This is a genomic window from Vibrio sp. S11_S32, assembly GCF_014694465.1.
GTDB classification, from domain to species: Bacteria; Pseudomonadota; Gammaproteobacteria; order Enterobacterales; family Vibrionaceae; genus Vibrio; species Vibrio algicola.
The window spans coordinates 175,210-191,755 of record NZ_JAAUWS010000002.1 but is presented as its reverse complement, the minus strand read 5'-3'; the positions used below and the strand labels follow the sequence as shown (position 1 = coordinate 191,755).

The 16,546-nt window shown below is 43.1% G+C and carries 8 protein-coding genes and 1 other annotated feature; of the genes, 3 read left to right on the top strand and 5 right to left on the bottom strand.

Annotation, left to right across the window (positions count from 1 at the left end; all coding sequences use genetic code 11):
• Nucleotides 1–106 precede the first annotated feature (106 nt).
• A complete protein-coding gene (gene grcA / locus HC723_RS02500; RefSeq protein WP_153447716.1) occupies nucleotides 107–484 on the top strand; it encodes an autonomous glycyl radical cofactor GrcA in 378 nt (125 codons plus the stop codon).
• A gap of 222 nt (nucleotides 485–706) precedes the next feature.
• Here the strand turns inward: grcA and thrC are convergent, their stop codons facing one another.
• The 3 genes from thrC to thrA are packed head-to-tail and all read right to left on the bottom strand — an operon-like array spanning nucleotide 707 to nucleotide 5,426.
• The gene (thrC, locus tag HC723_RS02495; RefSeq protein WP_153447717.1) at nucleotides 707–1,996 is read right to left on the bottom strand and encodes a threonine synthase; all 1,290 of its coding nucleotides are present in this window, start codon (nucleotides 1,994–1,996) and stop codon (nucleotides 707–709) included.
• On the bottom strand, nucleotides 1,993–2,964 hold the full coding sequence (gene thrB, locus HC723_RS02490; protein ID WP_190338128.1) for a homoserine kinase: 972 nt from the start codon (nucleotides 2,962–2,964) through the stop codon (nucleotides 1,993–1,995). Before thrB ends, thrC begins: the two co-directional genes overlap by 4 nt.
• Nucleotides 2,965–2,966: 2 nt before the next feature.
• On the bottom strand, nucleotides 2,967–5,426 hold the full coding sequence (gene thrA / locus HC723_RS02485; protein WP_190338127.1) for a bifunctional aspartate kinase/homoserine dehydrogenase I: 2,460 nt from the start codon (nucleotides 5,424–5,426) through the stop codon (nucleotides 2,967–2,969).
• Nucleotides 5,427–5,460: 34 nt separating this feature from the next.
• Nucleotides 5,461–5,577, bottom strand: a sequence feature (Thr leader region).
• Between the two features lie 610 nt (nucleotides 5,578–6,187).
• Between thrA and arcA the strand changes: the two genes are divergently transcribed.
• Nucleotides 6,188–6,904, top strand: coding sequence for a two-component system response regulator ArcA (gene arcA / locus HC723_RS02480; RefSeq protein WP_153447720.1), 717 nt, complete (start codon nucleotides 6,188–6,190; stop codon nucleotides 6,902–6,904).
• A gap of 225 nt (nucleotides 6,905–7,129) precedes the next feature.
• Here arcA and arcB read toward each other — a convergent pair whose 3' ends face one another.
• Nucleotides 7,130–9,523, bottom strand: coding sequence for an aerobic respiration two-component sensor histidine kinase ArcB (gene arcB / locus HC723_RS02475; RefSeq protein ID WP_190338126.1), 2,394 nt, complete (start codon nucleotides 9,521–9,523; stop codon nucleotides 7,130–7,132).
• The gene (locus tag HC723_RS02470; RefSeq protein WP_190338125.1) at nucleotides 9,510–11,288 is read right to left on the bottom strand and encodes a diguanylate cyclase domain-containing protein; all 1,779 of its coding nucleotides are present in this window, start codon (nucleotides 11,286–11,288) and stop codon (nucleotides 9,510–9,512) included. Before HC723_RS02470 ends, arcB begins: the two co-directional genes overlap by 14 nt.
• Nucleotides 11,289–12,004: 716 nt before the next feature.
• On the opposite strand from HC723_RS02470, the gene gltB reads away from it, so the two are divergent.
• Nucleotides 12,005–16,546 carry a glutamate synthase large subunit gene (gene gltB, locus HC723_RS02465; protein ID WP_190338124.1) on the top strand — a complete coding sequence of 1,514 codons (4,542 nt, stop codon included), beginning with the start codon at nucleotides 12,005–12,007 and terminating at the stop codon, nucleotides 16,544–16,546.

The following is a 16,546-nucleotide window of genomic DNA, read 5'->3' as shown; positions in this document are numbered from 1 at the left end:
ATTTTATGGTTATTGCGTATATAATAGCGACATTGAGACAAACGACGCTTTCCCATAAGAAAGTGAGCACATATTAATCCCACATTGTGTGGCAAAGGAGATGGACATGATCCAAGGTATCCAAATTACTAAAGCAGCAAATGACGAATTATTAAATTCAATCTGGCTTTTAGACAACGAGAAAAACGAAGCTCGTTGTGTTGCTGCAGACGCTGGCTTTGAAGCTGATCAAGTTGTTGCTACTGACGCACTAGGCGAAATCGAATTCCGTGAAGTTGCAATCGAAACTGCACCACGCGTAGAAGGTGGTCAACACCTAAACGTAAACGTGCTTTCTCGTGAAACTCTACAGGATGCCGTTGCTCACCCAGAGAACTACCCACAGCTAACTATCCGTGTTTCGGGTTACGCTGTACGTTTCAACTCTCTAACTGCTGAGCAACAACGTGACGTTATCGCACGTACATTTACAGAAACTATGTAAATGACTGCTTCCGAATAACCTTGTTTGTTATTCGGATTGGCAAGCAAATAAAAAGCTCAAAAGTGGCGATCACTCTTGAGCTTTTTTGTGTCTTTTTTCTGCTTAGAAGCCAAAAAAACGTAAGTTCATATCTGTGCCCTGTACCCCCTGTGCTAAGGCAATAGATAGTCAATAGATAGGCAATCCCGCTTTTAAAGCATACTGGTTAAGAGCGACTTATTATTACCCTTGCACACTTCTTAATACCACTTTAAGTAAATCAAAGTCTGCCGCCAGGTCTTGTGAGAGTAATTCCATCGCACCATGTTTAGCTAAAGGCGCAGGCACATCGATATCCGAGCCTAAAATCTCATCCACCACTTCTTTAAACTTAGCCGGATGCGCGGTACATAAGAACAACCCAGTTTCACCTGCTTGAAGTTGTTCAGTCAATACTCGATACGCGATCGCACCGTGCGGTTCACATAAGTAGCCCAGTTGATTAAGGTCTACCACAGATTCAGCGCTTTGTTGATCGGTTACCATCCCTTTACCTAAGGTATCTAAACCCCAACCTTTAATCCGGCACAGTTCTTCAATTCGTGGCCAATTGTTTGGTTGACTGACATCCATCGCATTCGAGGTGGTGGCAACGGTTGGTTTAGGATCCCACTTACCGGTTTCAAGGTAGCGCGGTACGGTGTCATTAGCATTGGTGGCGGCGATAAAGCGTTTAATCGGTAAACCTAATGCTTTCGCCAGTAAGCCGGCCGTTAAGTTACCAAAATTACCACTTGGCACTGAAATCACTAGGTTTTCACGTTCCGCTTTGCTCATTTGAGACGCGGCTTCAAAGTAGTAACAGATCTGTGCCATCAAGCGACTAATGTTAATTGAGTTCGCCGAGTTCAAACCAATTTCTTCACGTAACGCTTGATCATCAAACGCTTGTTTCACTAACGCTTGGCAGGCATCAAAATCGCCATCAATCGCCACGGTATGAATATTCCCGCCCAGCGTACAAAATAGTTTTTCTTGCAGTGGGCTGATCTTACCTTTCGGATATAAGATCACCACATTAATGTTTTCCATACCATAAAACGCATGCGCCACCGCCGCGCCAGTATCACCCGATGTGGCGGTTAAAATCGTGATTTTTTGATTTTTATCAGCAGTGACGGCAGCCAGTGATTGCGCCATAAAACGACCACCAAAATCTTTAAACGCCAACGTCGGGCCATGGAATAGCTCCAACGCATAGACGCCATCTTTAACCGATTTAATCGGTGCTGGGAATTGGAATGCCGCATCCACCAATTGAGCCACTTGCTCACTTGATAACTCATCACCAATTAATGCCGATAAAATCTTACTGCTACGCGAAATAAAATCTTCTGCTAGCAGCGCATCGATATCATCAAATTGTGGGATATCGGCAGGAAAAAACAACCCTTGGTTACGACCTAATCCTTGGCGTACCGCTTGGCCGAAAGAGACTTGTTCATCATTTTCTTTGATATTGTACAGCTTCATAATTCACTTCCTGTTACGCTCGAACCATCCTTGTCTAAGCGACAAATATGCACGAAACCTTCTTGGTTTTGTAGGTAATTTTCTTCTAACCAGTGAGCCACACGCTCTGCCACATCTTTTTTCGAACAAATGGTAAAGATAGTTGGCCCTGAACCTGAAATGCCACATGCTAACGCACCGGCCGACATCGCATATTGTCGCGCATTAGCAAAGCCTGGTAATAGCTTCTCACGATACGGTTCGGCGATCACGTCTTTGATAAGTTTGGCAGCTAGTTCAGGTTGCGCCGAATGACAAGCGTGAATAAAACCGCCCAAATGCCGACCATGAGCAATAATATCTTGGCGGCGATATTGCGACGGTAAAATAGATCGCGCTTCAGCGGTCGAAACTTTAATCCCCGGATACGCCATCACCCAATACCAGTCATCAAAACACGGTACTTGCTGACTAATAATGCCTAATTCTTCTAGCATCAATTGTAAGCCGCCTAAATAGCATGGCGCCACATTATCATAGTGAACACCACCTGAGATCTGGCCTTCCATTTCGCCCATTAACGCCAGTAACTCCATCTTATTAAGAGGCTGGTGATGGAAACGGTTTAACGCATCAAGCGCCGCTACAATCGAACAAGCACTTGATCCCAACCCCGAACCAATCGGCATGTTTTTTTCAAGCGTCATGGCTAACGGTTGCAAATCAATGCCTTTTTTCTCAAGCTCGCGCGCAAACACACGCCAGCAATCATAAACGATATTTTCTTTCGGATTGGTGGGCAGTTTACTCACAAAACTACCGGCGGTTTTTAACTCAAAAGGCGAGTTGCCAGATTCAACTAATACGCGGTCACCTAACAAGGTGCCATCAATCGGTGACACTGCCGCGCCCAAAACATCAAAGCCGACACTCACATTACCAATTGAAGCGGGGGCATACACCACTACACTTTCATTTTTTAATGTCATGATCAGACTCCTAATTTCCAGCCAAGGGTGCGCATAACATCCGAGAACACTCCCGCTGCGGTCACTTGAGTACCCGCGCCGTAACCTCGCAACACCAATGGGATCGGTTGGTAATAGCGGCTATAGAAAGCCAGCGCATTCTCACCATCTTTAATTTTGTACATAGGGTCATCATCGTCAACCGCGATCATTTTTACTCGGCATACACCACCATCAATGCTGCCAACATAACGCAATACTTTGCCTTCGGCTGCCGCTTTGGCCGATAACTCAATAAAGTAACCATCAGCTTGTGGCAAACGCGCCATAAATTCATCAATGCTGCCTGAATCATCAAATCCCGGTGGTAATGCTTGCTCAACAATGACATCGTCTAACTCAAGTTCCATTCCAGCTTCACGGGCAAGAATAAGCAGTTTACGCGCCACATCCATTCCCGATAAATCATCCCGTGGATCGGGTTCAGTAAAGCCATTATCATTAGCAATATTAGTCGCTTGACTTAAAGTCATGCCCTCATCCAGCTTGCCGAAGATATAGGATAACGAACCGGATAAAATGCCATTAAACTTCTCGAGCTCATCACCGGCTGAAATCAAATTCTGCAAGTTTTCAATCACCGGAAGACCTGCGCCAACCGTGGTTTCATACATGAGTTTACGACGAGTACTGCGCGCAGTTTCACGTAATTGATGGTAGTAACTCATGCTAGCTGTATTGGCTTTCTTATTCGGGGTGACCACATGGAAACCGGCGGCAAGAAAGTCAATATATTGATTGGCAATAGATTCGCTTGAGGTACAGTCCACCAGCACAGGGTTGATAATATGATTACGTTGCACTAATGCGATCATGCGAGCAAGACTAAACTCTTCCGTCGCGTGCCCCATACGCTCACGCCAATCATCAAGAGGCAAGCCTTCACTATCTAGCAATAAACCTTTTGAATTTGCCAGACCACACACTCGGATCACAATACCTTTTTCAGCTAGTTTGGCTTGTTGACGTTGGAATTGATCGACAAGTTCGCCGCCGACACCACCAAGACCGACCACAAACACATCTAAGAAATGCTTAGAATTAAACAGATTTTCATGGCACGCTTTCACCGCCACTGCGATGCGATCTTCTGGGATCACCGCTGAAATCGCGCGCTCAGATGAGCCTTGCGCAATCGCCACCACATTGACATTCACTTCAGCTAACGAGGCAAAGAACTGTGATGCCACGCCACGCGCGGTGCGCATTTTGTCACCCACTAAGGTCACAATTGCCACATCATCGGTAAATTCAATAGGATCCAGCAGATGATCTTTTAACTCAAGCTCAAAGGCTGCCTGTAAGGATTGCTCCGCTTTGAGTTTATCGGCGGCTTCAATACAAAAGCTGATGCTGTACTCAGAAGACGATTGAGTAATAAGGACAATTGACACACCCGAAATCGACATCGCGCCAAATACTCGGCTCGCCATGCCTACCATGCCCTTCATGCCAGGACCTGACACATTAACCATGGTTAAATTACTTAACGTGGTGATGCCTTTTATTGCTAAGTTATCTTCACCGGTGTCTTGACCGATTAAAGTACCCGCGCCTTGAGGATTAAAGCTATTTTTGATTAAGCATGGAATTTGAAATTGTGCGATAGGGGCAATGGTTTTCGGATGCAGTACCGAAGCGCCAAAGTAAGACAGCTCCATCGCTTCTTGATAACTCAGCGATTTCAATAAACGCGCATCTTCAACTAAGCGTGGATCGCAATTATAAACGCCATCGACATCGGTCCATATTTCACAACAATCGGCGCGCAAACAAGCCGCAAGAACTGCCGCAGAATAATCCGAGCCATTACGCCCTAGGGTAACCAGTTCACCTTGAGCATTACCAGCAGTAAAGCCTGGCATAATATTGATATGACCTTGAAGTAACGGGTTATGTTGGAAATTCACCGTTGACGCATCAACATCAACCATAGCTTCAAGGTGATCGCCTTTGGCCAATAAGTAGGCCACCGGATCAATAAGACTGGCAGATTTACCTTTAGCTTCAATAACCGCTTGCATCAGTTTGATCGAAATCCTTTCGCCTTTACTGATGATTCGCGCGTTAACATGATTGGGGCACATACCAAGTAAGCTAATACCATGCACATACTGGCGCAGCTGTAACATTGAGGTTTTAACTTGGGCATCGAAATTTTTATTTTCTAGGTTGCCTATTTCCGCTTTAATCGCTTTAAACAAATCATAAAATGACTGCTCTAGCTCATTTATTTGTAATTCAGCCTCACCGTTTTTTAATGTCGCTTCAATGACTGCAACTAACTTATTGGTTGTTTTTCCTGGAGCTGACAATACCACTGCCACTTCTTCCTGTTGGGCATTATTAATAATAATGTCCGCGGCTCGTAAAAATCGATCCGCATAGGCCAATGATGAGCCGCCAAATTTTAATACTCGCATCCCTTCCTCCGGTATTCCTTAGTTTTAATCTCGCATAAAAAAGGCCCGTATCTGGTGAGAGATACAGGCCTTTTTTTGAAAACTTTCGCTTACCAGCCTGCTCCAACATTTATAGTGTCGGTAATAATAATGGTGGTGCTGGTCATCATCATAGCGCTAGTCGAAAACATATAAAAAATCTACTTAACTTAAGAACTGATACTAGAAATACCGATTTAAGCTCGATGAGTCAATCAAAACTTCATTTTATTAGCATTAAACTCGCCCCCCCAAAAAACACACACATTACAATTGACTAATTAATCATTAAAAACCCACAGGTAAAACCTACTGATAAATAATAATCAGTGATTAATTTCGCATAATTCATCTAAATCAGTTGATATGAGTGAATGTGAAAAAATGTGGTAAAATGTGGTAATTTTACTTATTTAACATCGTTCAAATTCACTTATCTTGCTTGTATTCAGTATTAAGTTACCTTGTCTAGCTTGATTCCATTGATGCAAATCAACAAAGTTAATATTAGTTAACAATCGGATATTGTTAGCAGCCTGTTAAGACTGTAAACTCTCTTTCATCAGTCGACATTCCAAATGATAGAATGTTGGTTTGGTCTATTTGGTACAATTATTGATATTAAAGGTAATTCATAATTGGTTACTCTATATAACAATGACTTAACCAACTCATAATCAAGCTAACAAAATGTTATTTTTTAAACTAAAATTACTTATATTATTCACGATTTAGGTACTCCTATGCATACCCCACAAATTCTTATCGTTGAAGATGAGCAAGTCACACGCAATACGCTCAAGACTATTTTTGAAGCAGAAGGATATACTGTCTTTGAAGCCATCAATGGTGACAACATGCACCAAATCCTAACGGATAATCAAATTAACCTGGTCATCATGGACATTAACTTACCAGGTAAAAATGGCTTATTACTCGCTCGTGAATTGCGAGAGCAAGCAAACGTTGCTCTTATGTTCTTAACCGGTCGCGACAATGAAGTCGACAAGATCCTTGGTCTTGAGATCGGCGCTGATGATTACATCACTAAACCGTTTAACCCTCGTGAACTGACTATTCGTGCGCGTAACTTGCTACAACGCTCAATGAATCAAGGTGAAGCTCAAGAAGAAAAACGCAGTGTCGAAAAATATGAATTTAACGATTGGACGCTCGATATTAATAGCCGTTCTTTGGTTAACCCAGCAGGTGAAAGCTACAAGTTACCTCGCTCTGAGTTTCGCGCCCTACTTCACTTTTGTGAAAACCCAGGCAAAATCCAAACTCGTGCAGACTTACTGAAGAAGATGACCGGTCGTGAGCTTAAACCACATGATCGTACTGTAGATGTTACAATTCGTCGCATCCGCAAGCATTTTGAATCGGTAGCAGATACCCCAGAAATCATTGCGACCATTCACGGCGAAGGCTACCGCTTTTGTGGTGAGTTAGCAGAGTAACTAAATTAACTTGTATTGCTAAGTTAAGCGTTAATAACCGGCTTAACTTTATTCAATATTAAGAATGATTTATTTATCGCCTCAAATAAAAAACCTCGCATTATTACAATGCGAGGTTTTTTTATATTCAAGACTCATTTAATATTAATGAGAGTAACTCGATCATCAGGTCACTGGAAAATCACAGGTAGTGACTGTCATCGGAATAAGTCTCTAATCCCCTTCCTAGTATGATTTAGCTAAATGCTGCTTCAGTTGTTCAATATCGGCTTGATAATTTTGTTTGATTGCATCAATCCACGACACCACACTTTGCTGCCAATCTTCTCGTTCGGGAGATTGCGCTTTTTGAGCCAATTGCTGCAAGCGTTTTAATCCAACCGATCCTGCTGCGCCTTTGATTTTATGCGCTTCTGATTCCATATTATGCTTATCCCAACGCTCGATATAACCATCAAGATCGGCTAGGTATTCAGGCAGTGCTTGGGCAAACATATCCAAGCCCTCCAGCATAGGTTTGACCCCAACAATCTCGATATAAGATTCTAGCATTTCAATATCAAACAACTCAGACGATAAGTCACCCACAATCGGAGCTTCTGCTACTATCATGGAGTCCACAGGGTCAGATATAGTGAGCTCAGTTTCAAAGCTAGTTGCCACTGATTTATTCTCGTGCAGATGGTGTTCAATGCAGTCTTCGATAACTCGATAAATGGCTTTGACGGATAATGGCTTGCTGATCGCATCATCCATACCATTGGCTAAGTATTCACTTTTATCTGTCATCGAATTAGCGGTTAATGCCACTAATGGCGGCAAGTGTGCATAACGCTGACGCAGGATTTGCGCAATATCAAAACCGGTCATATCCGGCAATTGAATATCCAATAATACCAAATCAAAATTTTCTGGATTAAAGCGTTGTAGAGCCACTTCTCCGCTCATTGCTACTTCAACTGTATGACCTAAGTTTTCTAGCACTGATCGGGCGACGGTCACGTTGAGTTCGATGTCTTCCACCATAAAAATACGCAAACTCGACTGTGATTGATAATGGCTAGATGGCATCGCGGCCACTTGAGCGACAGGCACACGAATCGAGACATTAAAGGTACTACCAAAGCCCAGTTCACTCGATACCGAGATCTCGCCATCCATGCGATGAATGATCTCTTGCGACACCGCTAAACCAATACCGGTTCCGACCGCGTGTAAGTTATCTTTGCCCGATTTCACTTGATAATACATGCCAAAAATACTGTCAATTTCAGATTCTGGGATCCCAATGCCAGTATCTTCAATTTCAAATTCAATATTGGCATATTGCTCATCATAGTCGGCGCTAATATTAACCGTTACCCCACCTTCTTTAGTGAACTTCATCGCGTTGCTGACTAAGTTCCACAATACTTGGCGCAGACGTGAGGCATCAATACTGACCCCGCTCGGCAGTGAGGTCAGGCGATCCATATCAAAGCGCAAGCCTTTTTGCTCTGCCATAAGATGAGAAATAGTTTCAATATCGGTGATAAAACTCGGAAAGTCGGTATCCACCGGCAGCAGTTCTAATTCACTACGATCTAACTTATCTAAATCAATAACATCATTAAAAATATGGCCTAAAGTAATGGCACTGACATTAATGGTTTGCATATATTGATGCTGCTCAGTATCCAGCTTGGAATCTAACAAAATACGACTTAACCCTACAATACCATTTAGCGGAGTTCTTAGCTCATGACTAATGGTGGAGATAAATTTGGTTTTATCTTGGCTGGCTTTGACTAACGCATCTTGGTATTGCTGACGCTCAGTAATATCACGTCCAAAGCCGACCAAGCCTAATAACTCGCCACTTTTGCTGTAAAATGGCAATTTACGAAATTCAAAACAAGCCTTTTTACCATCGGGATAACTAAGCCAGATCTCATAAGTCAGCTCTTTATTGTCGGCAAATACTTTGGCATCGGTGGCTTCAACTTGTTGGCGAGTAGTTTGATCGGAATACACATCATAAATAGATAAACCGACTAATTGATTCAAGGTTAAACCGACTAAATTTTCAAACGCTTTATTGCAGCCCGAAAACTCACCATGGGTATTACGGTAGTAAATTAAATCGGGAGAAGCATCGAGAAATGAACGTAATAGCGCGGTTCGTTCCGCTAATTCTACTTGGGTTTTTTCCCGTTCAAACACTTCGTTTTCGAGATCTTGCATCGCTTCTTCACGCGCTTCTTCGGCTTTTTCTCTCTCTTCTATTTGTTGATTCAGCTCTTCAATATTTTGCTGGAGCTTTAAATGCAACTCAACATCGCGTGCGCGCATCTGTTTTAGCTTTTCAACTAATTGGCTTAACCGTTGGCGAGAGTCTTCTAATTGCTCCACCACCACGGTCATAAAATACACTGCCCATGGTGTCACTAATAAGCCAAAAAAAACTGAGCTTATAATTACCACATTTTCAATATCACCGCGTAATACCAAACTGACACAAGCTTGGATCAATACCGAAAATGAGACTAGCGCCGCCGCCAACAACATGGAAAATTTAACCAAACCAAGCTTAACCAATAAGTCGACATAATATTGAGCGAGGTTTTTAATTGGACTCATCGACGCCTCCCCTACGTGAAGCATGTATGGTTGGGGTGTAATCATCATTGAGTAATTGCACTTGAGTTTGCATCCGGCCTTTTTCTTTAGCTTGAGCTAGGGCATCTTCCGCCAGAGCGATAAATTCACTTTCTAGCATACTGCGCCTTGGGATCAAGGATGATACACCTAGACTAACGGTTAATTTATCTGAAATCGGTGATTTCGCATGCTCAATATTAAGATCCGCAATCACTTGATGGATTTTGTCAGCAATATGTAAACAGCCTGGCATTTTGGTTTCGGGGAGTAAGAACACAAACTGGCCATCGAGATAACGGGCGACTAAATCCGCACCACGTAATGGTACAGATTTTAGTGCTTGAGCGACTTTAGTTAAGGTGATATCGCCTTGCTCTCTACCATATAATTGGTTGTATTTTTTAAAGTAATCGATATCACAGATAATAATGGTAAACGGACTGCTTTGACGTAAGTGCAATGCCCAAATCGCTTTTAACTCCACTTCAAAGCGACGACGGTTAGCCACTTTAGTTAGCTCATCGAAAAAGCTTAACTGCTCCAGTTCCGCATTGGCTTGCGCAAGTTGTTGCTCTGCATGCATACGAGCGGTAATATCACGCGCCATCAATAAACAACCAGTGGTATTAGAGAGTGGATCGGTATACGGCACTTTGACGATGTCATACCAATTTAATTCTCCCGCTGTATTTTCAGTGGTATCAACAAAACGTATGGTTTTCCCTTCTTTTAAAACCTCCAAATCCGACTGTTTAAAACGTTCGACTAATTCGATTGGCAATAAATTCTCTAAACGCTGACCGATCAGCATGTCGGGATTGGCTATCCCTAAAGAGTCGGCATACGGTTGATTACATGCCTCATGAACTCGATTTTGGTTGAAGATAGCGATCGGATCTGGGGAAGCATTCATCAATGATTGCAACATAGTGTCACGCTGAGCAAGTTCAATTTCCATATTTTGACGACGTTCCATTTCATAAAGAAAAGATTGTTCGGTGTTATACCACTCGGTCACATCGTGAGTAATGCCAATGGTTCCAATAGGTATCCCTGCATCTCCCATCAAAGCGCTAATATGGGTTTCAAGTAAACAACTTTCACCGGTTGGTAACGTGGTCCAACGTTTAACAGTGGCGCGCGAAGTTTGATCATCCCAACTTAATTTGGCACAACTTTCTGCTTCTCGCTCGAGCCAAAAACGGTCATACGCTCGATTGGTGCCTGATACTTGACCATTTTTATCTTTAAAAAACACCAGTTCCGATATCGAATCTAGCGCAAACTTCGCTAAATAATCTTTGATATATCCTTCCGAAGAGGACGCTATATTATTGCTTACAGGTAGCGCATGCACCACCCAAATAGGACGACGAAAAACAGTGGTACTATTGGTTGTAAGCTGCACTTGTATGCTACGAGACTCCGACACCTGCCATCGTTTAAATTCTTGCTTATTGGCACTTTGAATCATTTCCAATAGGATTTCACAAGACATCAGAGGCGGAAGTAAATAACGCCGACCTACATGCCGTACCCCTAATGTTTGCATTGCCATTCGGTTAGCATCTACCACTTGACCGGTTTTTTTATCAATCTGCAAAATAGCAATCGGGGTATCTTGGACTAAGTTAGATAATCTAGACTGACATTGATAATACAAAAAAAGCCCAATACTGATCACTACAGTGAGCAGGATCAAGTCGACAATAAGCCCATGATTGACAGCGGCGAGTTCATTCATTTTTCACCCATTTAAATTACATTAAATACTTTATTAAAATTGTCACCTACATAATACAAGGAAACCTACCATAAAGAGGTATTTATTCTTATCTACCTTCACATATTCGCAAGCCAATATTCACTCCCTTCTAATGTGGGCATATATCTAGAACTCTTGTTCTTAATCCACCAATCAAAACTAAGTGTTTGATCGCATCATATCGAGACTAAACACAAAGATTAACGCTTAAATTTATGCGTATCACATAACAAAAAAGCAAGTTATCAATAAACCAATAATGGCAATATAAATTCAACTAATTGGCATAAGAAATCATTAATCCACGTTTTTAAGTATTTAATATTCAACAAATGTCAAAAAAATGTATCTATCGAGTAAAGTTTCGTTGGAATTACATAGTACAAAAATGTAGGATGTTTATACGAAACTGCTTTTTTCGTGATAATTGTCACGCTAAAAGGAAAATATAAATCGCTAGATTTCGCCATATTGGCAATAGAAATCCCTGTCGATTTACTAAAATAGCAAACGAAACACCTATGGAATCATTTTTTTCGCACATATTTTTCTGCGAATAATGGAAAGGAATCGGGTTGATTTCCCAAGTTTGAGTGAGATCAGCAAAAGATTATAAATATATAAAGGACAAGTAGTACTAGTTGTGGGGCATGATGCCCAGCCTAGTTCTGCCATTAACTTGGAAGGATGTATCTATGGTAAGTAGAGAGCAAAGTACACAGGGATTGTACACTCCGGAATTGGAGCATGACGCCTGTGGAATCGGTTTTGTTGCCCACTTAAAAAACCGAAAATCTCATGCCGTGGTCACACAAGCCCTCGATATGTTGGCTCGTATGGAACACCGTGGAGGTCAAGGCTGCGACCCATGCAGTGGTGATGGCGCGGGTATTTTACTGCAAAAACCGCATGAATTTTTATTAGAAGAAACCGTTAAGCTCGGCATTCGCCTACCGTCATTTGAAAAATATGGCGTCGGTGTGGTTCTATTTCCTAAAGATGAATACAAGCGTCAACAGTGTCGCGATATTCTAGAGCGCAATGCGGCTCGTCTTGATCTCGAAATTATTGGCTACCGTGTATTGCCGGTTGATAATTCCATGATCGGTGAAGATCCCCTCAGCACCGAACCTCAATTTGAACATGTGTTTATTTCAGGTGGCCCGAGTACCACTCCTGCAGAACTGGAACGTAAACTTTATGTTCTGCGTAACTACACCGTTCGAGTATGTTTAGAGTCAGTTTCTAATATTGGTGATGATTTTTATATTAACTCAATGTCTTACAAGACTTTGGTTTATAAAGGGCAATTAACCACAGATCAAGTTCCTCAGTATTTCTTAGACTTACAAAACCCAAGCATGGTCACTGCACTGGCTTTGGTTCACTCTCGCTTTTCTACCAATACTTTCCCAAGATGGCGCTTAGCGCAACCATTCCGTTATATTGCACATAATGGTGAGATTAACACCGTGCGCGGTAACTTAAACTGGATGAAAGCACGCGAAGCTATTTTAGAATCCGACCTATTCACTCAAGCTGAAATCGACATGCTATTGCCGATTTGTTCAGAAAACAGTTCTGATTCCTCTAACTTTGATATGGCACTAGAACTGCTGGTTCTTTCTGGCCGTACTTTGCCACATGCGTTAATGATGCTGATCCCTGAAGCATGGCAAGAAAACAAAAACATGGACCCAGCTCGTCGTGCTTTCTATCAGTACCACGCCAATATTATGGAACCATGGGATGGCCCGGCATCAGTCTGTTTCACCGATGGTGTTCAAGTCGGTGCTACATTAGACCGTAATGGTCTACGTCCGTCTCGCTATACTGTGACCAAAGATGACTTCTTGGTTATGGCATCTGAATCTGGCGCAGTTGAAATTGCCCCAGAGAACATCGAATATCGTGGCCGCTTACAACCAGGGCGTATTTTTGTCGCTGACCTTGAGCAAGGCCGCATCATTTCTGATGAAGAAGTGAAAGATGGCATTGCCAATTCAAAACCTTATGAACAATGGGTCAACGATAATCTGTTAATCCTTAAACGCTTACCTGAAGCCGATAATATGCACCATCAGCCGTCAACCGCACGTTTACTGCAACATCAACAAGCGTTTGGTATTACTTCTGAAGAAGTGAAAGATATCATTCAAGTGTTGGCTGAAACCGGTTATGAGCCATTAATGTCGATGGGTGCTGACTGGCCGCTGGCAATTTTATCGCATCAATCACAACATCTGTCTCATTACTTTAAACAGCTTTTTGCTCAGGTAACTAACCCACCGATCGATCCGATCCGTGAGCGAATGGTGATGTCACTCAATACCTATTTAGGTCGTGATCATAACCTGCTAACCGAAACGCCAGAGCATTGCCAAAAAGTAGAGTTAGAATCGCCAGTATTATCCAATGCCGAATTGGAAAAATTACGCGCGATTGATAACGAGCACTTACAAGCAAAAACACTGGATATCGTCTTCCGTGCTACCGAAGAAAAAGGCAAGTTAGAGCGCGCACTAAAACGAATCTCTCAGTACGCTGAAGATGCTGTGGTCGATGGTTACTCTATCATTCTACTGACTGACCGCGCGGCCAACTCCAACCATGCTGCGATTCCAGCCATGCTGGCAGTGGGCGCAGTTCATCACCACTTGATCCGCAAAGGTCTACGCGCTAAATGTGACATCGTGGTTGAAACCGGTGATGCACGTGAAACTCACCACTTTGCGACCTTAATTGGTTATGGCGCTAATGCGGTTAACCCATACCTAGTAATGGAAACCATTATTGATCTTCAGAAGAAGAAAAAGCTGGATCCTGAAACGCCATCGGATGATCTTTTCAATAACTACCGTAAAGGCATTAACGCCGGTCTATTGAAGATCTTCTCTAAGATGGGGATTTCAACGCTACAGTCTTATCATGGCGCGCAAATCTTTGAAGCGCTTGGTATCAACAAATCTGTGGTAGATAAATACTTCACCGGTACTGTCTCGCGCATTCAAGGTTTAACCATTGATGATATCGCACGAGAAGTTTTGGTTCGTCACCGTGTTGGTTACCCGACTCGTGAAGTGCCATTGCAAATGCTGGATGTAGGCGGCGTTTATCAGTGGAAACAACGTGGTGAAAAACACTTGTTTAACCCTGAAACCATTGCTTTATTGCAACAATCAACCCGTAATAAAGATTACAGTCAGTTTAAGCAATACACGAAAACCGTTGACGACCAAGGTGATAATGCAGCGACACTACGCAGCCAATTAGATTTCATTAAAAACCCAGCCGGTTCGATTCCTTTAGCGGAAGTAGAACCGATTGAAAGCATCTTAAAACGCTTTGCCACTGGCGCAATGAGCTTTGGTTCGATTTCGTACGAAGCACACTCAACTCTTGCGGTTGCGATGAACCGTATTGGCGCAAAATCTAACTCAGGCGAAGGTGGTGAAGACCCTATTCGTTTTGAGAAAAAAGACAACGGCGATTGGGAGCGCTCGGCAATTAAACAAGTGGCTTCGGGTCGTTTCGGTGTCACCTCTTACTACCTCACCAACGCAGCCGAGCTACAGATCAAAATGGCACAAGGCGCGAAACCGGGTGAAGGTGGTCAATTGCCAGGTGACAAAGTCGATGATTGGATTGGTGCAACCCGTCACTCCACCCCAGGTGTTGGTCTAATTTCACCGCCACCGCATCACGATATTTATTCAATCGAAGATTTAGCCCAGCTGATTTATGATTTGAAAAATGCCAACCGTGATAGCCGCGTTAACGTTAAGTTAGTGTCGGAAGCAGGTGTCGGGACCATTGCCTCAGGCGTTGCAAAAGCCAAAGCAGATGTGGTACTTATCGCCGGTTTTGATGGCGGTACAGGCGCATCACCAATGTCTTCTATTCGTCATACCGGTTTGCCGTGGGAGCTAGGCCTAGCCGAAACCCACCAAACTCTACTGAAAAACGGCTTGCGTAACCGCATCGTGGTTCAGTCTGACGGCCAAATGAAAACGCCGCGCGATTTAGCTATGGCAACATTACTTGGCGCAGAAGAATGGGGTGTAGCAACCGCAGCGCTCGTCGTTGAAGGTTGTATCATGATGCGTAAGTGCCATAAAAACACCTGCCCTGTTGGTATCGCAACTCAAAATAAATCATTGCGTGAACGCTTTGATGGCCGTGTAGAAGATGTGGTCACTTTCTTCCAATACTTGGCGGAAGGTCTACGAGAAATCATGGCTGAGCTTGGTTTCCGCACTATTCAAGAAATGGTCGGTCAATCTCACAAGTTAAAAGTGCGTGATGATATCCAACATTGGAAATACAAAAATCTCGATTTAAGCCCTGTTCTGTTTATTGAGAAACCGCGTGCTGAAGATGGTATTTACAATCAGAAGCAACAAAATCATGGCCTTGAAGCGGTGCTTGATCGCAAGTTAATTGAAGCGGCGCAACCGGCGTTAACTAAAGGTGAAGCGGTAGAGGCTGAGTTCCCTATCATTAACACCGACCGTAGTACTGGTACTATGCTATCGAATGAAATATCGAAAGTGTATAAAGATCAGGGCTTACCACAACCTATGAACGTTAAGTTCAAAGGCTCTGCTGGTCAATCTTTTGGCGCATTCTTAGCTAAAGGCGTCAAGTTTGAAGTCGAAGGCGATGCCAACGATTACTGGGGTAAAGGCTTATCTGGCGGTACTATCGTACTCTACCCAGATACAAAATCGACCATAGTAGCACAAGATAATATTGTGGTCGGTAACGTATGTTTCTACGGCGCCACCTCTGGTCAATCTTTCATTCGCGGCATGGCTGGCGAGCGCTTCTGTGTTCGTAACTCTGGCGCGCATGTGGTAGTTGAAGGCATTGGTGACCACGGTTGTGAATACATGACCGGCGGAAGTGCCATTATCCTCGGTTCTACCGGACGTAACTTTGCTGCCGGCATGAGTGGCGGTGTCGCTTATGTTTGGGACAAAGATGGTGATTTCGAAACCAAACTCAACGCTGAACTGGTCGATCTGGATCCACTAGAAGCAGAAGATAAAGCCTTGCTACGCGATATGCTCACCAAGCATGTTGACTACACCGGAAGTAGTGTAGCAAAAGGTTTCCTTAATGATTTTGACGCCAATTTAGCGCAGATGGTGAAAGTAATGCCACGCGATTATAAAGCGGTCATGTTAAAACGTAAGGCAGCGGTTAAAAACACGGAACAGTTGGAGGCAGTATAA

Bases quoted from the DNA above. Each gene is read 5' to 3' on its own strand.
- HC723_RS02470 (WP_190338125.1), bottom strand. From the start codon at position 11,288: ATGAATGAACTCGCCGCTGTCAATCATGGGCTTATTGTCGACTTGATC.
- grcA (WP_153447716.1), top strand. From the start codon at position 107: ATGATCCAAGGTATCCAAATTACTAAAGCAGCAAATGACGAATTATTA.
- gltB (WP_190338124.1), top strand. From the start codon at position 12,005: ATGGTAAGTAGAGAGCAAAGTACACAGGGATTGTACACTCCGGAATTG.
- thrA (WP_190338127.1), bottom strand. From the start codon at position 5,426: ATGCGAGTATTAAAATTTGGCGGCTCATCATTGGCCTATGCGGATCGA.
- arcA (WP_153447720.1), top strand. From the start codon at position 6,188: ATGCATACCCCACAAATTCTTATCGTTGAAGATGAGCAAGTCACACGC.
- thrC (WP_153447717.1), bottom strand. From the start codon at position 1,996: ATGAAGCTGTACAATATCAAAGAAAATGATGAACAAGTCTCTTTCGGC.
- thrB (WP_190338128.1), bottom strand. From the start codon at position 2,964: ATGACATTAAAAAATGAAAGTGTAGTGGTGTATGCCCCCGCTTCAATT.
- arcB (WP_190338126.1), bottom strand. From the start codon at position 9,523: ATGAGTCCAATTAAAAACCTCGCTCAATATTATGTCGACTTATTGGTT.